This is a genomic window from Nibrella viscosa (assembly GCF_039541875.1).
Taxonomy (GTDB): domain Bacteria; phylum Bacteroidota; class Bacteroidia; order Cytophagales; family Spirosomataceae; genus Nibrella; species Nibrella viscosa.
The window spans coordinates 992134-1011390 of sequence record NZ_BAABHB010000001.1; the positions used below are offsets into that span (position 1 = coordinate 992134).

Here is a 19257-nt window from a genome sequence, read left to right on the forward strand (position 1 = left end):
ATTCAGGGGGTAAACTCAGGTAAAACCGGGACGAATGGTAGTAGCCTAGGCGAAGAGTTCTGCCCGGTTTTGCAGTTCCGGGTAATTGGCTGGGGCCAGCACCTCCGGCACGTCGGTGGGCTCGGTGCGCGATGTAATGCGCTTGCTGATACTATGGCTGTGCATCTGCCCGGCCGGAAACAGGTCGCCGGTAATGACCAGCACCTCCGCTTCGGTGAGGTCATCGTGCAGCCAGGCTTTTTCGTGTTCGGGAGTCAGCACGACCGGCATCCGCTGTTTGGTGTTATGGATGCGGGCCAGCAACGGATTGGCTTCGGTGGTGAGCAGGCTGAAGGTCTGCTGCACTTCGCCTGTTTCGGGGTCGGTCCATTCATCCCAGATACCCGCAATAGAGAAGATTTTCTGATTTTTCAGGTTAATGAAGAACGGAAACTTTTTGCTCCCGATGGTATGCCATTCGTAAAAGCCGGTGGAGGGGATGAGGCAGCGCCGGCCAGCCTGAATGGCTGAGCGGAACGAGGGCTTGTCGAATACCGTTTCTGAACGGGCATTCAGCGTCCTGGTCCGGATGTCGTCGGCATCCTGCCGGGATTTGGCCCATTTGGGAATCAGACCCCATTGCAGCATCTGGAGTTTGCCCGGTTGCTGGTGCGTAACAACCGGCCAGTCCGGAAACTGGTAGGCGTTGGCGTGGTAAACCGGCGTAAAGCCGGCCGAATCATCGAGTTTGGCTTTGTACCGCTTCTCCAGGGCTGGCTGGTCAACACTTAATGAGTTATGAAAGCACATAAACGCAGAAATTGAATTCCACCGTGTCCCGGTTGGCGGGCATAACTGAGAAACAAATTTCATACCTCTTCTGTTGACAAAAGCTCATGTATAGGCAAAAGCGGGTACCGCTCTATATCTGGTGCAGGGAATAGGAAAAACCTGCGGGGCGAGTAAGAAATTTTTTGGGAACTGCAGCAACGGGATCAGGGGGCGGTGAGGATCGGACAAAAAAAGCCGGGCACCTGTTGGATGGACGTACCCGGCAGATTCTGACTAAGTGTTGCGATTATCGGCTCATGGTACCGTTATTGCTCTTTTGGCCCAGGGTTTCGCGGGCTACCTGCAGATGCGTTTTCACCAGCGGGTGAGCCGCTTCGGCCAGATTCTTCAGGCTTTCATCACTGGCGTTTGACTCAACCTTAGCCATTATCCGATCCAGGTTTTCGTGGCCTTTTACTCCACTTTCCTGCATATACATCTGGTCGAAGGCTGCGCCCGACATTCCGTTTATCCGGCTGATCATCGACCGGATCTGCGCATCCGGCTTAGCCGGCAGGGTAGAGCCTTTCGCTCGTGCAAGTTCTTTTAACTTCGCCAACAGCCCGGCTTGTTCTTCAACTTCAGCCTGGGCCAGTTGCCGGACCGCTTCGGTGGAGGCTTTCCGGACCGCCAGGCGGCTGATTTCTAACTGCATCATGCTGCCTATGGCAACCTGCATCATCAGGTCCTGGTCGGCCTGTGAGAGCCGGGCACGGGTTGGGTTTACGCTTGCTATCTGAGCCGCCCCCCGCTCATTCAAGCGCCTGAACTCCTCCCGGCTCATAACGCCAATGGTAGTAGTGGCCGAATTACGTGAATTCCTGGTATTGATTTGCTGCGCCACCGAAACGCCTGCTGTTACTAAAAGGAGCATCAGTCCGACAACCATAGATGCTTTTTTCATTCTGATTAAGTTTGTAGAGTATATATATTAAATCAATTTGCCTCCTAACCAACTGTACCAAAGTAAAGTTTAGTAAGAAGTTGTTTATTGCCTATAGGGACTTTTTGGGGAGTGTTTTCGCATATAGCTTTTTGCTAAGGAGTTATGTCGTTTGATTATTCGCTGGATTACCGGGCCATTGATATGCGCCGGCATCCTGAGTTGTATCGGGTTGGAAAGGGTGAACAGGGCGTTCTGCTGGTAGAGCCTTATAAATCAGAAATTCTGCCCTATTGGCGGTTTAAAACGCCGGAGATTGCCCGCAACTCGTCGGAAACGATTTACCAGCTTTTTCTGGCGTATAAGGCAGCAGGCGATTTTGTGGGTATGGACATGGCCCGGAAGTTTCTGCAAATGGGTTATACCCGTGCCCGGCGATACGCTAATCACCGCTCGGGGCAGAAATATGAGGGCCCTGTACCCGCCGATCAGAAAGGACGGAGCGGAGCCCACGGTCGGGACGAATTACCTCGCACCGAAGATCCGGTAAAGGCGGAGAGTGCCCGGATTTTCTATGATAAGTACCGGATAGCGAGGGACGATGAGGACTATAAACGACTGAAAAAGGCCCATCAGGAGCGGTATGGCTGAGGAGGGGGGCAGACGGCGTTAACCCCCGTAGACCAACTGAAATCCATTATCGATCAGCAGTCGGCCTAAGCTGAATGGAGCAACATAAAATGCCTCGTTTTTGGCAATAATGCAATACAAAGCATCATCCTGCTGCCGTTTTTTGCTCAAATACAACAAAGCTTCGGCCAGCGTGGTAAACGCCTGCATGGAAGGCTCTCCCTCTGACCCGCTGGGCCTGTACTCTCCTCCCTCCTCGGAGGAACTGTAATCATTCATTGTACTGTGTATAAAAATATAGTCTACAAATATCGGTCAATCAAGTATGGTGAAAATTAATTTTAAATTATACTCCATTCAAAAAAAACACTATCCTAAGAGGCTTATAATCAGCCGGTGCCATCAGTAGGCAAAAATCAACCGATACCCCGATTGACTAATCAGGTACAGGCCTTCCAGAAATGGGACCACTTCAAACACCCCTTCCTGACGGGAGACAATGCAGAATGTATCGTCAACGTCTTCCTGTATACGCCGGATGTAGGATAGCGCTTCCGGAAAACTGGTAAACGCTCCTGGACTAGTTAACTCTCCTTCTTCAACACGTTCAATCTCCCCCATTATTAAAAAGTCATTAAGCCGACACTTAGTAATCTATTAACCGTGGCATTTTGTTCAATTAACCTTATTCAATTAACCGAATGGATAGTGACTCATAGTTATTTTTGTGTTGGCGCCCGGCGGCTAATCTTCTAAACCTTTATAAGTATCAGTGGTTATGTGGTAGTAAAGCGGGAGGTTGATATGAAGCGTTTTTTCACCATCAATGAGTCACTAATGGATTTGGCCTCTAAGGCTAAAGACGGGGAGATTATTATTATTCACCAGCGGGAGTTAGAAGAAGACGATACCGACAAAGTACACCAGTTCTTCTGGCTGCACAAAATGTGGTCGAATCGCTTAGAACCTCTCCTGACCCATTTACAGGATTATTTTCGCCAGCAGGGGGTGACCTTCCGGTATGTGGTCCGGAAGGCCGAACGGGCTGAATTTAAGACGTAGACCGGTTGCAATAGTACCCGGTACACTTACATACGAAAACCCGGTCTCCACGGCCGGGTTTTCTTGCCGGGCAACAACTCGTTAATCGGGTAATATGCACCAAATAGCGGGCGGTTTCTGGTAGCGCCTTGCCCGAAGGCGCTACGGTACCTATCTATACCTCACCTACCGGACCAGCAGATCCCGCATATGGAACTGGACCCGCTTTGGTGCCGGCTGACTGCCACCAAAGTAGGGATTGCACAATATACCCAGGTTGCCTTTATGGAAAAAGAGCTGTCGATACCGGGTCTGGTATCCTCTGGTTTCCTGGTCCCAGACACTGTATTCATACATCCGGTGTAGCCGGTCGATGCCAATTCGGTAGCGCTTTACCTCGCCGAGCGTGATGGTGTCGATCACCCCGTACTCGCGGGTACCGTTGACATACGTATAGCGGCCAATTTCGATCCGGTTATTGAGCCAGCGCCAGACGAGCCGGGCCGAATTTTCATGAACATTTCCAAAGCTGAGCCCGGTAATTTTGTTCCAGTTAGGCTGATACGCCATCGGCAACTGATAAATACTCTCGGCGTCGAACTGGAGCGATACCTCAATTTTTACTGGTTTTGGATAAAGCTGGGGCACCTGTAGACCAATTGGCCGATGCTGCCCGGCGGGAAAGATAACCGGCTTCATCGGATCGGGATCAAGATCGCTGAAGCAACTGATTACCAGGGCTATCAATGGGATAAGCAGGATAACTCGTTTCATCAGTATTGTTGTTGGTTTACAAACTAGTAACTGCTCCTGTGAGCTCTTGTTTAGTCCGTTTTACGGTTACAAGCTGAGAGCCGATGCTGATTTGCCTATGAGCTGAACTTGGGAAAATGAATTTTCTGCCCTAAGTTCAAGCGCCAAAACCCCGGGTAAGACAAAACCCCGGCGGGGCCGGGGCTGGTTGTTACCTATACTCGTTCTGCACCGGAAGCGCGTAATCCGCCGTCAGTTAACAGAGATTGCCAGTGTCAGTATCCACGGTTTGTAATCCGGCTTTAAATGGTTTGGTACGCAATACTGATGCACGGATACCGCGATAAAGCCGTTGAACGGGTGAGCCGCATAGCGCCACACCGTCCCCCATTTCCATTTTTTCATCATTTTGTTGTTTACTGGTTATTCCGGCAAATTCTGCAGTCTGCCAGACTGCTCATTTTTACCCGCCCGGTTGTCATTAGCTTAGTAACCCATAACTGGCTAAACTGTTAACAGAATGCCGGCTGCCTACCCCGGCAGCCGCTGGCGAAGACGCCGGAAACGCACAGCAACCCAAAAACCTTTATCTTAGCCGCTCCGTTTGGACAAAGTCATCGGGCCTTTGGCCCAGACCGTTCCCAACTGGTACCTCTTCGGCTGGAGTGCTTTTGGGAAGGAGTCATCACTCATTATTTAAACTTAGATATGCAGCTATTAGACGGTAAGTACCTTTCTCAGCAAATCAAGCAGGAAATAGCGGTTCAGGTGGCCGACATCCGGAGCCAGGGTGGCAAGATTCCGCACCTGGTGGCTATTCTGGTCGGCAACAACGGCGCCAGCGAAACCTACGTGGCCAGTAAAATGAAAAACTGCGAGGAGGTGGGCATGCAATCGTCGCTGTTCCGCTTCAATACCTCGGTGTCGGAAGCCGAACTGCTGGATAAAGTACGCGCCATCAACGAAGATCCCGGCATTGATGGCCTGATTGTTCAGCTACCCTTGCCCGACCATATTTCGGCTGATAAAGTCATGGAAACCATTCACCCGGCGAAGGATGTGGATGGCTTTCATCCCATCAACATCGGCCGCATGGCCAAAGGCTTACCCGCTTATATCTCTGCCACCCCGCAGGGCGTGCTGGAAATGCTGAGCCGGTACCAGATCGAAACGGCCGGCAGGCATTGTGTGGTAGTGGGCCGGAGCCAGATCGTTGGCTTGCCCATGAGTATTCTGATGCAGCGCAACACGTATCCGGGTAACTGCACCGTAACGCTCACCCACAGCCGTACCCAAAACCTGGCCGCCATTTGCCGCTCGGCCGATATTCTGGTGGCTGCCCTGGGCCGGCCGGAGTTTATTACCGGCGATATGGTGAAGGACGGTGCCGTGGTGATCGATGTTGGGTTGGAGCGCGTACCGGATGCCAGTAAAAAGAGTGGTTTTGCGCTGAAAGGTGACGTGAAATTCGATGAGGTGGCACCCAAAGCTGCGTTTATTACCCCGGTGCCCGGCGGGGTTGGCCTGATGACAATCTGTTCGCTGATGCAGAATACCCTCAAAGCCGCCCGCCAGGAAATTTACCCCAAACCGTAAGCAGGGTTTTGCTGGTGCTAAAACTACAAAGGTCAGCCTGATGATGAGGCTGACCTTTAGTTGTTTATTTAACCCAAACCCTAACGTATATAATATGCGTGTTGTCGTGTCCAGAAATTGTTCCGCCGTATACGTATGCCGCCATCTGTCGGTTAGGATCGATGGCGGCATACTGTACTATTGGTACCGGCCAGAGAACGTTGTGTGTGGATAGTTGTTTACTGTTTTGTTGAGTCAAAATTGCACCTGAATGTATCGTTTCTCAATACCCATTCAGGCGAAACGGCAATTTTAGGCGGTAAACCGTAAATAAGGCTGGTTAATCTGTTAGAAGCCAATATCGATGATCAGCGGCTGAAACAGCCACTCACCCGTGTTCAGGTTATAAATACTCCGGACACCTGCCTGCAACGGGGTACGGAGCCGTAGTGGGTTAAAAATAAACGTCAGGTCCAGCCCGGCAGTGCTGTATTGCCGCGTAATCGTTTGCTGTCTGCCCTGTTGGGTAACCTTGCTTACCCCTTCGGCAGCGTCAAAGAAACCGGCTGCCGTTACCCGCTGGATATAAACCCAGCGGCCTACCGCCCAGTGGGGATTGAGCAGCGGTAACCGGTATTCCGCACTGCCAATACGCAACTGGTCGAAGCTGACGTACGACTGCCCGCGTGGGAAGAACACTGCCGGACTAAACCGGTAGGTTCCCTGCATCTGCTGCTGATACCCCGCCCGCAGCCGTATAGAATGGTGTTTGAGCAGGCCGGGCAGAAACACGCTACCCTGTACCGCCCATAGTTCGCCGTTCAGCGTGCCGCCAAACGGAGTGGTGCGCCAGACCGCCGATAGGGTTTGCCCCCAGCGCGGAGCTACGTCGCGCTTGCTCTGGCGGAGGGTTCGGGAGTAAGCAAGACCGTAATTGACCGTGTTGAGCGACCGGCCGAACCCTACTTCGGTCAGGTACCGAACCGGCAAATCGTAGCCGTTCACCTGCTGGTAAGCATAATTGGCCGAGAGCGTCAGGTTTTGCAGGTATTTGGAGCGGGTCAGGATCAGCGGCAGCCGGAGACCGGCGGTCAGCTGATTATACTGCCAGCGATCGGTCCGGAGGCTATCCAGGGGCTCACGGCGGTCAATATAAATCGAGGTGTTCCGGCTACCGCTCTGAAAGCCAAGGTCGATAATGGGAAACAGTCCCTGGTAGCTGAGGTTGGCGTAAAAATTGCCCACCTGCTCGGGCTGGTTGTAGGCATACCCGGCTGCGAGTTGTGTAGTACTGAGCAGATCCTGCGACAGCACACCTACGGTGAGCGCCTGCCCGCTGGAAGCTACAATGGGTCCCCAACTATAGATGTTAATGGCATTGGTCAGCCGGTTATAGCGGCTGCTCGGGTAGGGCGAGCCGGCCGGCAGCGAATCGCTCAATACGGATACGGCCCGCTGCCCGTTCGGCTGCTGCGCCACCAGCGGTCCGAAGTAGCGCACCGGCCGGTCACGCACTGTTTCGGCCGCCACCCATTGCGCCGGATCGAGCGGCATTTCGGCAATTCGGTGGCCGTCGGCGGTAAAGTCGTGAAACGCTACCCGGCGGCCATCGGGCGATACCGCTGCGTGGTAAGCCCCCGCCGGGCGTGAGGTCACCTGAAAGGTTTGCCCGCTGCGGGTATCTACCGCGTAAATATTGTCGATACCCGACTGTGGGGAGTTATAAAACACATACGGCCCCCAGGGCTGCGGGTTGCTGATGTTTTCAATCTGCACCGGCAGCAGCGCCAGTCGGGTGTTTTCCCGGGTGTTGAGGACTTCGATGGTTTTGCCCCCGTTTTTCAGCGTTACAACCACTATTGTTTGGTTGTCCTGCCAGCGCGGGTGCTGGTAGAACATACTGTCCGGATTGTCGATGACCTGTAGTTCGCGGCCTGTTTCGGCATCCAGCACGACCAGCCGGGTGGTGTATGCCTCCTCATTGCGCACTGCCACTATTTTCCGGCCGTCGGGCGACAGGGCAGCGGCCGTATAGCGGCCCCGGTGGGTCAGGTGCCGCAGGCGGCCCGTGGCCAGATCGAGCACCCGAATTTCGGAATACACCCGCTGCCGCCAGCGCGGATCATACTGGTACTCGATCCAGGCTGCTTTGCCGCCGGACGCCGAAAAGAACTCCGGGTCATTGACCAGGCCCTGGACAACGATTTTCCGTTCACGACCGTTCCGGCTGAGCATTACGATTTGAAAAATATCGCCCAGGCCGCTTTTAATGGCCAGAAGAGTGCTATCCGTCAGGTATTGCGGATACTGGTAGTTGGTGAATACCCGGCGGGTTGTATGGACCGGGTAATAGGTGGCCGGAGTGATCCGAAGCCCTTCCTGCTGCTGCCGCCAGGTTTCGTTCAGGTCGGTCAGGGTGCGCCGATACAGTTCTTCCACCCGCAGGCCGGTTATCTTTTTCAGGCTGTTGGAGAACGAAAAGGGGTACAGCGGGAACCGATAGTACCGGTTCAGCACCTCGCTCCAGACATTGACTCCGTGGGTTCGTTTGAGGTAGGTAGTCAGAAAATAGCCCAATACGTAGTGATTAGGCACATTATCGCGGTACGACCCACCCACGGCTTTGGGGTAGGTGAACCGACGACCAGTCAGCAGATTGGTACGGAAACCGAGGTCGAAATGCGGTATCCGCCCTCGGCCGCTGCGGGTCAGCACGGTTTCGGTGCCAACGGCATCGCCCTCAAAAAACCAGTCAGGGACACCCTGCGTCAGCGCACTCAGGGCGGCATTACCCATCACCGAATAAACCGCTTTGGAGAAGCCGGTCAGGGCTTTTTCGTTTTGCACCACATGCCGGAACTCATGCACCGCCAGTTGATCCAGCCAATCGAGGGTGCCCAGCAGAAAAGGGTCCTGCGGTGGCGTTGTAAAAAACTCCGACCGGCGCGGGGTGAGGGTTACAAAGCCATTGCTGATGGTACTCTGATTTTGGAGGATAACACTGATAGGCCGGGGCCACCGGTTGAGCGAGGCACTGACGGGTTCATACACTTGCTCCAGCCGCCAGGCGGTGCGTTGGGCCGTTTTGTCGAAACCTTCGGGATAAAGTACCCGAAAATGAGGAGTTTTGATTTTGTACCACCGCAAACCGGTGGGGTTCTGGTTGAGAACGGGTAAGGTCTGGGCAAAAGCCGGGAAGGCGGCCAGGCAGCCCATCCAGAGAAGTTTTCGCATCATCATAGTCGTCTGACACGAAATAACAAAAATACCCGGCCGGCAAATACCGGGCCGGGTATTTTTATTAAAAAATTGCCTTAAAAATACTTCATCAGGGTGTTTATCAGCTTCCGGACTCTGGGGGTGTACGGCGGGTACACGAATTTTAGGGTGCCAAAATCACGCCGGACCACCCCGCGCTGGTTTGAAAACTCCTGAAAGCCGAAGTAACCGTTAGACTTACCAATACCGCTGTTGTTAACCCCGCCGAACGGAATCTCCGGATGACTGTACTGGAGCATCATGTCGTTGATGACCGTATCACCGGCGGAGGTGTGCGCCAGAAAATAATCGATATTCTGTTGGTTGCGGCTGTGAATGTAGAGCGCCAGGGGTTTTTCGCCGGCGTTGACCTGCTGCACTACTTCTTCCCGGTTTCGGTACGTCAGAATCGGCAGCACCGGTCCGAAAATTTCTTCCTGCATCACCTGCATATCGCTGGTTACCCCATCCAGCACCGTGGGTTCAATAAAATTCGTCGACTCGTTCACTTGGCCACCAAGGCTTATGCTGGCCCCTTTTTCGACTGCATCATCGATCAGCCGGCGTACCCGCTGGAAATGTCGCTGGTTTACAATCCGGGCGTAGCTGTCGGATGCTTCAACCCCGCGTCCATCGGCATTATACATGCGCTGAACGGCGGTGCGAAAAGCCTCCAGGAAGGGAGCTTTTACCGACTCATGGACCAGCAGGTAATCGGGCGCAATGCAGGTCTGGCCGTTATTTATGCACTTACCCCAGGCAATCTGCCCGGCGGCTTCGGCTAGTGGGGCGGTTTCGTCGACAATAGCCGGCGACTTGCCACCCAGTTCCAGCGTAACCGAGGCCAGGTGTTTGGCAGCTGCCGCCATTACCAGGCGACCCACGGCCGGGCTGCCTGTAAAAAAAATATGGTTAAACGGCTGGTCCAGCAGGGCCTGCGCCACGGCGGCATCGCCTTCTACCAGGGCCACTTCTTCCGGGGGGAACAGCGCCTGAACCATGCGGTTGAGCAGGGCGGCTGTATGGGGCGTCAGCTCCGATGGTTTCAGCATCACCACGTTACCGGCGGCCAGGGCAGCCAGCAGTGGTTTAATCATCAGCGAGAACGGATAATTCCAGGGCGAAATAATCAGCACATTGCCTTTCGGCTCGTGCCGGATGTAGCCTGTCGTACCAACCATGTTAAGTGGGGTCGGCACCCGCTGGGGCTTCATCCAGCGCTTCAGATGCCGGATGATAAACTTCAGTTCCGAGTTGACGGCGTAAATCTCGGCCAGGCTCACTTCCGGGGCGGGTTTCCGGAAATCGGCATACAAGGCCTGCTGAATAGCTTCTTCGTTGGTCAGCATCCAGTGTTGCAGGCGTTTCAGGCGGTCGATGCGCTCGGCGGCTGTGGTTAGCGCCTGTACCGGAGCGTGCAGGCGCTGCCGGTCAAACATTGTTTGTAGTGTGGTTGTCAGATCAATGGGGGCAGTTGTGGCGCTCATAGGGATAGTGTAAAGTCAATAGATACCAAAAGGTATACGTAAAACACAAAAAACTTCCCATTAACTCCCATTTATTTTTCACGGATTAATCGTTTACTTTAGCTAAAAATTTTGTCAAAACCGGCCTGATGAGCATTGTCAGCAACAACATAAAATATCTGCGCCGACTCAACGGATTAACTCAGGAGCAGTTTGCCCGCCGGATCGGCATCAAACGGTCACTTTTGGGTGCTTACGAAGAGGCCCGCGCCAACCCGAACCTTGATAACCTGATGGCGATTGCCAAAGCGTTTAACACCACGGTTGATCAGTTGCTTAAGCAGGACCTGCGAAAAATCCGGGAAACCCCCGACCTCAGCATCCCACTCTCACTGGACCGGTCTGCGAGCGACCGCATCGTAGCCGAACGGGCAACAGTAACAGCCCCACCGCCGATTTTCAGGGAGCCGGCGGTTGAGGCTCCCCAGCCGCTGGCAAAGGTACTGGAAAAATATTACCGGGGTCCCGACCCCATCCGGGCGGTGGCGCAGCGGGTAGTGCCCCGGCCGGTGTCATTGAAAAACGGCCTGTCTATGCCGAACGGGTATGCGCAGCGCGTACCCGAGTCTCCGCTGACCTTCAATAATGTTTACGAAAAAGCACCTGTCTACGACAAAGGCTTGTCGGCCGCCCGCCCGGAAGCCCACAGTGCAGGACGCGAGGACGGTAGTTTGCAGCCTGGTATCCCGTATGTACAGCAGTTTCAGTTTGGCGAGTACCAGCAGCGCTACCAGCAGACCGATTACCTGAGCCGCCTGCCGACTCTGCGTATACCATTGCTGCCGGCGGGACATTATCGGGCATTTGAGGCCGGAGCCGATTTTTCGTTTCCGGGGGCACTGCTCATCGGGCAGTTTGTTCGTAACTGGTTTGATATTACCGATGGACGCCTATACGTTCTCATGGTCCGCCACCAGGGACTGATGTGTCGGCGGGTATTCAACCAGGTTAAACGGACAGGAACCCTGCTGCTTGCCGATCAGAAGCCGCCTACGCCCAGTCAGGAGGTGCCTTTATCGGATGTGCTGGAAGTATGGGAAGTCAGCGCTTTTTTCAGCCGGCAGCTACCGGAACCCGGCCCCAACCTCGACCGCGTGCGGCAACTCGCCGACGAACTGCGGTTTGAAATTGACCGGCTGGCGCAGTAAGTCTGGCAGGCAAAGAAAAAGCCCTTCAGCGAAGGGCTATTTGCTTGAACTAAACCTATGATGAAAAACTACTTTCTTAGTTCTGTATATTCACTGCGTGAAAGCGGAATGGGAGCAAAGAAGTGGCTCTTTTCTATAAAAAGAGTTGCGTGGCGGTTTCTACTATTCCAGACCGAAAATTTTTGCCACGGATCAGCATCGTCATGGACCAAAACCAGTATATATCTTATTCGGAATCGTGCCGCTGGTATTTGCCGGCCGGTTTATGTTCCTGATGGCGATCGAGCCAACTCATGACCGGTGTAGCCAAAATACCATGCAGGAAAATAGAAACGAGAACGCAAAAACCCGTAATAGCCCAGAGCGTTTCAGCTTCGGCAAAGCCGGCTTTTTCAATCCCAAAGGCAAGGTAAAAAAAGGAGCCGACACCCCGAATGCCAAATCCGGCAATTACCCACCGTTCACGCCGGGTTGTTTCGGTACCCATCAGGGTTAGCCAGCCCGTCAGGGGTCTGATTATCAGCAGCAGCAATAAACCAACGGCCACGCCTTCCCAGGTTAGCGCCTGTAACAGGCCCAGGGCGATGGAGCCGCCAAACAGGATAAGCACAACTACTGTAAGCAGTCGTTCAACCTGATCGGCGAAGGAATGCATAATTTGGTGGTATTCGTGGGTTCGTTCTGTGTTCCGGACTGCTACAGCGGCAACAAATACCGCCAGAAAGCCATAGCCTTCCAGCAACTCGGTAATCCCGTAGGCGCAGAAGGTGATGGCAATGACAACAAAGCCGTACGATTCGGGTTCAATCCGGACCGTTTTGGGCAGGCCAAAAATCAGGTAACCCAGCAACCGCCCGGAGAGATAACCTGCCCCCATCCCAACGCACAGCCGATACAGTATATCTTTAAAGAACCAGTACGTCAGTTGGTCGCCCAGGCTGTTGAACGGCGGAAAGATTGCCAGGGCCAGGTAAACAAACGGAAACGCCAATCCATCGTTGAGTCCGCCTTCGCCGGTGAGGGCGAATCGAACATTGTCTTCGGCCCCTTTGCCCGGCCCGGCTACCTGCACATCACCCGCCAGCACCGGGTCGGTGGGGGCCAGCGCGGCTGCCAGCAATACGGCAGCCGCCGGAGACAGACCGGTCCAGTACCAGGCGGCAATTGCCAGCAACCCGATTGACGCGATCATCATTACTGTGGCCAGCCGGATAGGAATGCGCCAGCCCCGGAAGCTGTAGGGCTTATCAATTTTCAGGCCGGTTCCGGTGAGCGCCACAATCACGCAAAGTTCGGTGAGGTGCGTTGTCAGCGATTGATGAACCATTGGGTCAGGGGTTGGCAGGTTCAGAGGCAGACTGTAGACGAGCATACCAAACAACACAAACAGGATCGGATACGAAAGCGGATAACGCTGTATGGAGTATGGCAGCCAGGCTACCGCTACAATCGCAATCCCCAGAACGATAAGCAGAATATTGTATGTCATAGCTTCTGCTATGAAACAGGATAAGCAGGCTATTGTTCGGAGCAAAAAAAACGCCGGGTATTACCCGGCGACTTTCCTACATTATCCACACCATTTTAATTTCTCTATGGGACGAAACCACTTTCTTCGTTCTCACAGTACAATTTTCGGGACTGGAGGTTTAAATCGTATTAAAACGAATTGAAAAGTTGATTAAAAATATGAAGATTTGCGAAATGATAAATGGTTAATGCGTCTAACCATTCAAAATTATTCTTGTTAGACATCAAAACGACAGACCTTATTGTTCAATCAACCTCATGTTACTATGAAGCTAGAACGGTTTATTACTGTACAACTAATTTGGGCGGTATTGCTTACGGGGCAGGTAACCGGATTAACCGGTTGCAAGAATGAAAAAGCAGAGCTTATTAATGAGGCAGCGAAAATAGGGGTTCCGGTAGCCGTGTATGATGCGTTTGTGCAGCGTAACCAACTTAGTGTGGCCCGGCAGGCAGCTTTCTCCAGAATTGGCAAAAATATATGGGAGGGTCGTTTTTCCCAGAACGGTGCTGCTGTTTCGGAGTTGTTTACAGAGTCCGGGACGTTTATCACCGAATCGGGCCGGCTCGTGAGCGGAACCGCTTTTCCGGAAGTCAGCCAGGCTTACCTGCGGACCAATTACCCGGTTTATAACGTAAAACAGGTTTATGTTGGTGATACCCCGCAATCGACCAGCGGCTTTCGGGCACTGGTTGTTGCCTGGGATAACTCGTCGGTCCGGATGGTGCGGTTCGACAATACCGGCCGGTTTATTCGCGAAGACATTATTGCCTGAGCGAGCGCTGCCCGGTGAACGATTCAGTCCTGCCCTGGCAGGACTTTTTTGTTGATGCTGCATTAAAAAGACACAACCGCCGAAAGCTCAGCGGTTGTGTACTACAATCTAAACATTCTCAACTACTTTATCTTTGAGCACATGATGGGTTATGAGCCTGTCTTTTGTGCCGGAAGAAAACGCAAAAAAGGTTTGCTGATGGTGGATGTCTGCCCGATAGTAAGGGCTGAGGGTTGTGCAACGGTTCGCCTGGTATCGCCAGGCCGGCCATTGCTAAGGCCTTGCTTAGTTACCAGTTGCCGGGACCGGGCTTCTGCCTGGTGCAGTGTACTGAATTAACCGTTTGAGCATCAGCAATATAATCAGCACGAAGGTATGCGAAGTGAACAGAAAAGTAGGTAATAGGGTATTACAACCCAGCCACGCCGTTCGCCAGACATAGTGGTGACTTGTGTCAGGGAAAGAGGAAAAGAATGCCTGCCCCAGACTGAATGTGGTGCAAACGTCAGGAGCCAGTCAATATCGTCGTTAAGGTTATCCTGTTCTTCCTCGGCCAGCCAGATAAATGTTATCCGGTCTGTTGCTGTTTTCTCCTGAGGCACTCCTGAAGAAAATACAGAAATCGGCGTGTCTGAATATACAAGGGCCAACCCAATATCACTTTCTGCCGGGGTACACACCCGGCCTGCTGCCAAAAACAGCAGGCAAATGATGACGAAAAGGTTCCTGATTGCCGGCATATGCTTATCAGATCATAGTGCAAAATAAACAAGGATATCTGCCCGATCCATAAGTAACTAATTAAATGTTCATTAAAAGCCCTTATGGAAATAGTTAATCTACCCCCGAAAACCGGGGATTAACTACTGAATTGTTAATGGAGCCAAAGGTGAAACTTAGCCCGATTGACGAGTAGTAATTGAAATTTGTCGGTAGTTGGCGTCCGTTCAGTAAGGCATCTTCGGTATTAATGGTCGATCGGGCCAGTGAAATCTGATTGTTGATCAGACTGGCACTGCCGTTGATGCGAAAAAAGAGTCCCTCCATTACGCGCCAGGCCAGGTCCATCTCCACCGTCAATCGGTTTTTGGTCAAGTCATGCAGATACTGATAGCCGGACAATTCGGCACGGAGTGTACCCCAGGGTTCGGTTATTCCAAAGATACCGGTAATCTGATGATAGGGTAGCGTCTCCTGTGATTTGTCGTATATGGTTGGTTCCAGGTACAGAAGTTTCCGGAGGCCGGCCTGGTAAATCCACCGGAGCTGTCGCCGGGTAACCTGCGAGAGTGGAAACACGCTGTATTCGAGCGCCGGTGCTACACTTTGTGAGAAGTTTATGTTTTGAAAAACAGAATGGTAGCCCCGCATGAAACCGCCTGCCGACCAATGTTCGGAGAAACCTTTTACAAACAGGGAGGAGAAGCCGTAGCCAATATTTCTGACCAGTATGTCTTCGCCATTGAGCATATAGCGGCTGCGATTCTGGTTATAGTAGGTATACAGGTTGAACTTGGATGAAGCAGTTACCCGGCTGATTTGCACATGATTGCTTATGTTCAGGTAATTACGGTTGCTTTCACCGTTGGCCGAGCCGTTACTGCCTATATTGAATACCCAAAAATTCCAGCGGTCTGGCTGGAGCGCCGTCGGGTTATGCTGGGGCCTGCGCTTTGGATAACTGATCTGAACCTGACTGATAAGGTCACCGGCCATTACATACCGTAACAACCCACGTTGCATGTGCAGCACCAGTTGCTGGCGAATCATATCGTCGGTGTCGGTCTGGCGGCTGCTGAAGGTTAAGGTGTCTTTTAGGTTCTGAAACCGTTTCTGCCCGAAAAACGTCAGCGTGTACTGCCGCCCACCCGCCCCCGTTGGCTGGTTGACTACCAATATTTCTACATCGCTGACGTAGCGGTCCCGCACAAAGTTGAAAAAAGACAACTCCGTGCGAACATAATCGTCGTAGCAGCGGGTATGGACACAGTTCAGGAAAATATTTAACGATGAAGCTGACGGAGCAGATCCGGTTGAGTCGGTTGTCGTTCCGTCAGCAATATCCGGCTGAGCATAGGCTTTTCCAGCCGCCAGGCACAGTAAAAGCAGGAGTAAAATAGGTTGTTTCATCGCCACAGGCATTCACACATCATCTACTAAACTGCCGGACGCCCAAAAACGCCCGAACAAATTAGCATACGCGCTTATCTGGGCGAAAAAATTAAAACAAATCGACTTTTAGTATAATGTAGGGTGTTTCTGGTGGAAGGTAGTGGCATCCTGATAGACCTTGGCCACGGCCAGCAGCTTATCTTCGCCGAACAGTTGCCCCATAAAAGTGATGCTGGTTGGCAAACCTCTGGCGTTGAAGCCATTGGGCAGCACCACACAGGGGTGGCCGGTCAGGTTTGTCAGGGCGAGGTTACCTCCCCGGTAGGTTGGGGTAATGTACACATCCACCGTTTTCAGCCGCTGGGCCATATCGTTTATGAGTTTCGTCCGGATGCGATTGGCCTGGATGTACTCAACGGCCGGAATAAACCGGGCGGCCCGGAAGGCATTTGGCCAGGCATTTTTGCCCTGCCGCACCAACTGATCGTCTTTTCCCGATCGGGTCAGTTCGTCGAAGGCGGCTGCTGCTTCGGCACTCAGCAGGAATGTGAGCCGGTTGGCCGGAATATCGGGCAACTCCATCGGAATCAACTCAGCTCCCAGCCTGGTCAGCATCGCCAGGGTGGCGGCATCATTTTCTTTGGTTGGATACTCTTCGTCGAACGCTTTTTTCAGATAGCCGATCCGAATGCCCTTCAGCGACGGCAAGGGCGAATACCGGAATGGCGCGGCAATAACGGTGGGGTCGTTGCCGTCGGGGCCGTAGATTGCGTTGAACACCAGGGCACAGTCTTCTACCGAACGGGTCATAGGGCCAATTTTATCCATCGACCAGCTCAGCGCCATAGCGCCGTGCCGGCTTACCCGCCCAAAGGTTGGCCGCAGGCCGGTTACGCCATTGACGGTAGACGGCGATACAATAGATCCCAGCGTTTCGGTACCGATGGCAAACGGCAGCAGCCCGGAGGCTACAGTGGACCCCGAACCGGCCGATGAGCCGCTGGAGCCGGTCTCCCGATTCCAGGGATTGCGGGTCATACCCCCAAACCATACATCGCCCATGGCCAGTTCGCCCAGGGTGAGTTTAGCGCAGAGAACAGCTCCCGCGTTTTCCAGTCGCTGAACCACGGTGGCGTCATAATCCAGCACCTGGTCTTTATACGGAACAGAGCCCCAGGTCGTTTTATAGCCTTTTTTGGCCAGCAGGTCTTTGGCTCCGTACGGAATGCCGTGGAGCGGGCCCCGGTATTTGCCGGCTTTGAGCTCAGCATCAGCCCGTTTGGCCTGCTGCAGGGCCAGCTCTTCGGTTAGTGTAACCACCGCCAGCAGGTTCGGATTGTAGGTTTTCAGCCGGTTCAGGAAGAATCTGGTCAGTTCTTCCGAGGTAATCTGCCGGGTACGGATCAGTTCACCCAACTGCCCAACGGTATAGAACGCAAGCTCATCCCGGTTGGCCGGCAGCGTTACTTTACCCGCCGGACTGGCTTTGAAGGAACTAGGCCCCTGAGGTAGTTTGAAGCCGGCCGGCAGGGGATTGAAATACAGGGCCGGTGCTACTTCATTGGGCAGGTCAATTTTGCGAATAGCGTCGAAATCGTTGCGGGTATCGTTGAGCTCATCCAGCATAGAGTCTCGCTCGGCGGGGGTAAACTCCAAGCCAAACACCCGCGAAGCCACGTCGACCATATCGGTGGTTAATGGCTTTTTTGGGTCATCGTGGGCCGTCAGGAAGGCTCCGGCAATAAAACTTACCGCACAGGCAGTTACCGGTAGTAGAATCTTTCGCATCGGTTAGGCAGGTACAGTTTGAGAAAATGCGTGGTGAAGTTGCAGAATTTGCGGCATCAGCAACTGACGTTCGTCATTAAAAAGGACATAATCGGCAATTTTTAACCGCTCGTCGTCGCTAATCTGGCTGTTGATGATATTTCGGATGTCTGCTTCGGTCCGGTGCGGGTCCCGGCGGAGAATGCGCTGAATCCGAACATCGACAGGTGCATGAACCACAATGACAGAATCCAGCGTGTTTCCATTACCGGCCTCCCGCATCAGGGCAGCTTCCTTAATGACGTAGGGCTTATCCCGGTAGTTATCGACCCAATGCTGAGTGTCGGCCAACACGCGGGGGTGAATCAACATATTTAACCGCATGAGCAGGTCAGGGCTGCTAAATACCTGTGCGGCAACCCAGCGCCGGTTATAGTGACCGGCCTCATCGTACGCTTGCGGACCGAGCAGCCGTATGATGTCGGCCTTAAGAATTGGATCGTGATTGGTCAGCCAGATAGCCTGTTTGTCGGCCTCGTAAACGGGAGCGCCCAGGGCTTCGAATACCCGGCAGACCGTACTTTTTCCGGATCCGATGCCGCCGGTTACGCCAATCTGTAAGGGTCGTTGCTGGTTCATCGGTCTCGGTTAGGGCGGTTTCGGGCTCGGTTCGTCCGTATGGCTGAGCGGCCGGTTTCCTGACGGGTAGGGGCCGGAGCCGCTACGCGTTGGATCTGATCGGAAACAGGCGGCTGGGGCGACAATAATTCGGCTACTTCAAAGCTTACAAACACCCGGTTAGTGCTGGCATTCAGGCGGGGGTGCTGAAACGCGGATACCGGCAACTCTTCGTCGTAATTATCCGCTATCCGCTTTCTCGGAATCATAAGCCGCAGCGTATCCGGCAGACCACTCACCAGTCGCTCTGGCCCATCGACCTGAATATGCGACGGGGTCACGTTGATGATGCTCGTAATAACAAAGCGCGGAGCCATATCAATACGGGCGCTGTCCACCATAATACGGATCGGTTTTGACAGCCGCCGGTCAAAATTCAGGTCCAGCGTATCGGCCAGCACATAGTTGACCCGAACATCTTTGATCTGCTCCGCTAAGGCGGCTGTCAGCGACGAGGTATTAATGGCCGATGCTCTGAGGGGATTCCGTACGTAATAATCGACGGGTTTGGCCTGTAAGGGCAACAAGGAGTGTCCCAGCAGTTCCCAGCCAACGCCGGAGACGTTCACCGTAATGGTTTGGGGCAGCGGAGAAACCGGAACATACAGCGAGTCATTGTACAAAAACCGAATTGGGTACTCAATATTAAGGGAGTGGTAATCGCGGTTCAGGGAGTTCATTATCCAGAACAGGGCAGCCGCCAGCAGACTAACCAGTATTTTGGTCAGCCGAATGGGGCGAGAGGTAGGTATTGCTTTGGCCAATGGCGT

Annotated in this window: 17 protein-coding genes; 5 read left to right on the forward strand and 12 right to left on the reverse strand. The window is 53.2% G+C overall.

The window, feature by feature from the left end; all coding sequences use genetic code 11:
- Nucleotides 1-45 precede the first annotated feature (45 nt).
- Nucleotides 46-789, reverse strand: coding sequence for an SOS response-associated peptidase (locus ABD931_RS04205; RefSeq protein WP_345264259.1), 744 nt, complete (start codon nucleotides 787-789; stop codon nucleotides 46-48).
- A gap of 268 nt (nucleotides 790-1057) precedes the next feature.
- Nucleotides 1058-1714 (reverse strand): DUF4142 domain-containing protein, encoded by a 657-nt coding sequence (locus tag ABD931_RS04210; protein ID WP_345264260.1) that lies wholly within the window; start codon nucleotides 1712-1714, stop codon nucleotides 1058-1060.
- A gap of 144 nt (nucleotides 1715-1858) precedes the next feature.
- Between ABD931_RS04210 and ABD931_RS04215 the strand changes: the two genes are divergently transcribed.
- Complete coding sequence (locus ABD931_RS04215; RefSeq protein ID WP_345264261.1) at nucleotides 1859-2344, forward strand: DUF4385 domain-containing protein; 486 nt, start codon at nucleotides 1859-1861, stop codon at nucleotides 2342-2344.
- Nucleotides 2345-2362: 18 nt separating this feature from the next.
- Here the strand turns inward: ABD931_RS04215 and ABD931_RS04220 are convergent, their stop codons facing one another.
- Both ABD931_RS04220 and ABD931_RS04225 read right to left on the reverse strand, forming a co-directional pair.
- Nucleotides 2363-2602, reverse strand: a complete 240-nt coding sequence (locus tag ABD931_RS04220; protein WP_345264262.1) for a hypothetical protein — start codon at nucleotides 2600-2602, stop codon at nucleotides 2363-2365.
- A gap of 123 nt (nucleotides 2603-2725) precedes the next feature.
- On the reverse strand, nucleotides 2726-2944 hold the full coding sequence (locus tag ABD931_RS04225; RefSeq protein WP_345264263.1) for a hypothetical protein: 219 nt from the start codon (nucleotides 2942-2944) through the stop codon (nucleotides 2726-2728).
- Nucleotides 2945-3127: 183 nt separating this feature from the next.
- Here ABD931_RS04225 and ABD931_RS04230 point away from each other — a divergent pair, with 183 nt between their 5' ends.
- The gene (locus ABD931_RS04230; RefSeq protein ID WP_345264264.1) at nucleotides 3128-3385 is read left to right on the forward strand and encodes a hypothetical protein; all 258 of its coding nucleotides are present in this window, start codon (nucleotides 3128-3130) and stop codon (nucleotides 3383-3385) included.
- A gap of 165 nt (nucleotides 3386-3550) precedes the next feature.
- Here the strand turns inward: ABD931_RS04230 and ABD931_RS04235 are convergent, their stop codons facing one another.
- On the reverse strand, nucleotides 3551-4138 hold the full coding sequence (locus ABD931_RS04235) for a hypothetical protein (RefSeq protein ID WP_345264265.1): 588 nt from the start codon (nucleotides 4136-4138) through the stop codon (nucleotides 3551-3553).
- A 687-nt stretch (nucleotides 4139-4825) separates the two neighbouring features.
- On the opposite strand from ABD931_RS04235, the gene ABD931_RS04240 reads away from it, so the two are divergent.
- Nucleotides 4826-5713, forward strand: coding sequence for a bifunctional 5,10-methylenetetrahydrofolate dehydrogenase/5,10-methenyltetrahydrofolate cyclohydrolase (locus ABD931_RS04240; RefSeq protein WP_345264267.1), 888 nt, complete (start codon nucleotides 4826-4828; stop codon nucleotides 5711-5713).
- A 327-nt stretch (nucleotides 5714-6040) separates the two neighbouring features.
- Here the strand turns inward: ABD931_RS04240 and ABD931_RS04245 are convergent, their stop codons facing one another.
- Both ABD931_RS04245 and ABD931_RS04250 read right to left on the reverse strand, forming a co-directional pair.
- Complete coding sequence (locus ABD931_RS04245; protein WP_345264269.1) at nucleotides 6041-8932, reverse strand: hypothetical protein; 2892 nt, start codon at nucleotides 8930-8932, stop codon at nucleotides 6041-6043.
- 74 nt (nucleotides 8933-9006) lie between these two features.
- Complete coding sequence (locus ABD931_RS04250; protein ID WP_345264271.1) at nucleotides 9007-10437, reverse strand: aldehyde dehydrogenase family protein; 1431 nt, start codon at nucleotides 10435-10437, stop codon at nucleotides 9007-9009.
- Between the two features lie 128 nt (nucleotides 10438-10565).
- On the opposite strand from ABD931_RS04250, the gene ABD931_RS04255 reads away from it, so the two are divergent.
- A complete protein-coding gene (locus ABD931_RS04255) occupies nucleotides 10566-11624 on the forward strand; it encodes a helix-turn-helix transcriptional regulator (protein WP_345264273.1) in 1059 nt (352 codons plus the stop codon).
- A 226-nt stretch (nucleotides 11625-11850) separates the two neighbouring features.
- On the opposite strand, the gene ABD931_RS04260 is transcribed toward ABD931_RS04255, so the two are convergent.
- Nucleotides 11851-13113, reverse strand: a complete 1263-nt coding sequence (locus tag ABD931_RS04260; RefSeq protein WP_345264275.1) for a cation:proton antiporter — start codon at nucleotides 13111-13113, stop codon at nucleotides 11851-11853.
- 307 nt (nucleotides 13114-13420) lie between these two features.
- Here ABD931_RS04260 and ABD931_RS04265 point away from each other — a divergent pair, with 307 nt between their 5' ends.
- Nucleotides 13421-13930, forward strand: coding sequence for a hypothetical protein (locus ABD931_RS04265; RefSeq protein WP_345264277.1), 510 nt, complete (start codon nucleotides 13421-13423; stop codon nucleotides 13928-13930).
- Nucleotides 13931-14764: 834 nt separating this feature from the next.
- Here the strand turns inward: ABD931_RS04265 and ABD931_RS04270 are convergent.
- The 4 genes from ABD931_RS04270 to ABD931_RS04285 all read right to left on the reverse strand — a co-directional run bounded on the left by ABD931_RS04270 (nucleotide 14765) and on the right by ABD931_RS04285 (nucleotide 19251).
- Nucleotides 14765-16060, reverse strand: a complete 1296-nt coding sequence (locus ABD931_RS04270; protein WP_345264279.1) for a hypothetical protein — start codon at nucleotides 16058-16060, stop codon at nucleotides 14765-14767.
- Nucleotides 16061-16168: 108 nt separating this feature from the next.
- Nucleotides 16169-17830, reverse strand: a complete 1662-nt coding sequence (locus ABD931_RS04275; RefSeq protein ID WP_345264281.1) for an amidase — start codon at nucleotides 17828-17830, stop codon at nucleotides 16169-16171.
- A gap of 3 nt (nucleotides 17831-17833) precedes the next feature.
- Nucleotides 17834-18448 (reverse strand): dephospho-CoA kinase, encoded by a 615-nt coding sequence (gene coaE, locus ABD931_RS04280; protein WP_345264283.1) that lies wholly within the window; start codon nucleotides 18446-18448, stop codon nucleotides 17834-17836.
- On the reverse strand, nucleotides 18445-19251 hold the full coding sequence (locus tag ABD931_RS04285) for a YbbR-like domain-containing protein (protein WP_345264285.1): 807 nt from the start codon (nucleotides 19249-19251) through the stop codon (nucleotides 18445-18447). The genes coaE and ABD931_RS04285 overlap by 4 nt, the downstream gene beginning before the upstream one ends.
- Nucleotides 19252-19257: the final 6 nt, after the last annotated feature.

Bases quoted from the DNA above. Each gene is read 5' to 3' on its own strand.
- ABD931_RS04245 (WP_345264269.1), bottom strand. From the start codon at position 8,932: ATGATGATGCGAAAACTTCTCTGGATGGGCTGCCTGGCCGCCTTCCCG.
- ABD931_RS04265 (WP_345264277.1), top strand. From the start codon at position 13,421: ATGAAGCTAGAACGGTTTATTACTGTACAACTAATTTGGGCGGTATTG.
- coaE (WP_345264283.1), bottom strand. From the start codon at position 18,448: ATGAACCAGCAACGACCCTTACAGATTGGCGTAACCGGCGGCATCGGA.
- ABD931_RS04260 (WP_345264275.1), bottom strand. From the start codon at position 13,113: ATGACATACAATATTCTGCTTATCGTTCTGGGGATTGCGATTGTAGCG.
- ABD931_RS04205 (WP_345264259.1), bottom strand. From the start codon at position 789: ATGTGCTTTCATAACTCATTAAGTGTTGACCAGCCAGCCCTGGAGAAG.
- ABD931_RS04235 (WP_345264265.1), bottom strand. From the start codon at position 4,138: ATGAAACGAGTTATCCTGCTTATCCCATTGATAGCCCTGGTAATCAGT.
- ABD931_RS04230 (WP_345264264.1), top strand. From the start codon at position 3,128: ATGAAGCGTTTTTTCACCATCAATGAGTCACTAATGGATTTGGCCTCT.
- ABD931_RS04240 (WP_345264267.1), top strand. From the start codon at position 4,826: ATGCAGCTATTAGACGGTAAGTACCTTTCTCAGCAAATCAAGCAGGAA.
- ABD931_RS04210 (WP_345264260.1), bottom strand. From the start codon at position 1,714: ATGAAAAAAGCATCTATGGTTGTCGGACTGATGCTCCTTTTAGTAACA.
- ABD931_RS04275 (WP_345264281.1), bottom strand. From the start codon at position 17,830: ATGCGAAAGATTCTACTACCGGTAACTGCCTGTGCGGTAAGTTTTATT.
- ABD931_RS04215 (WP_345264261.1), top strand. From the start codon at position 1,859: ATGTCGTTTGATTATTCGCTGGATTACCGGGCCATTGATATGCGCCGG.
- ABD931_RS04250 (WP_345264271.1), bottom strand. From the start codon at position 10,437: ATGAGCGCCACAACTGCCCCCATTGATCTGACAACCACACTACAAACA.
- ABD931_RS04220 (WP_345264262.1), bottom strand. From the start codon at position 2,602: ATGAATGATTACAGTTCCTCCGAGGAGGGAGGAGAGTACAGGCCCAGC.
- ABD931_RS04225 (WP_345264263.1), bottom strand. From the start codon at position 2,944: ATGGGGGAGATTGAACGTGTTGAAGAAGGAGAGTTAACTAGTCCAGGA.
- ABD931_RS04255 (WP_345264273.1), top strand. From the start codon at position 10,566: ATGAGCATTGTCAGCAACAACATAAAATATCTGCGCCGACTCAACGGA.
- ABD931_RS04270 (WP_345264279.1), bottom strand. From the start codon at position 16,060: ATGAAACAACCTATTTTACTCCTGCTTTTACTGTGCCTGGCGGCTGGA.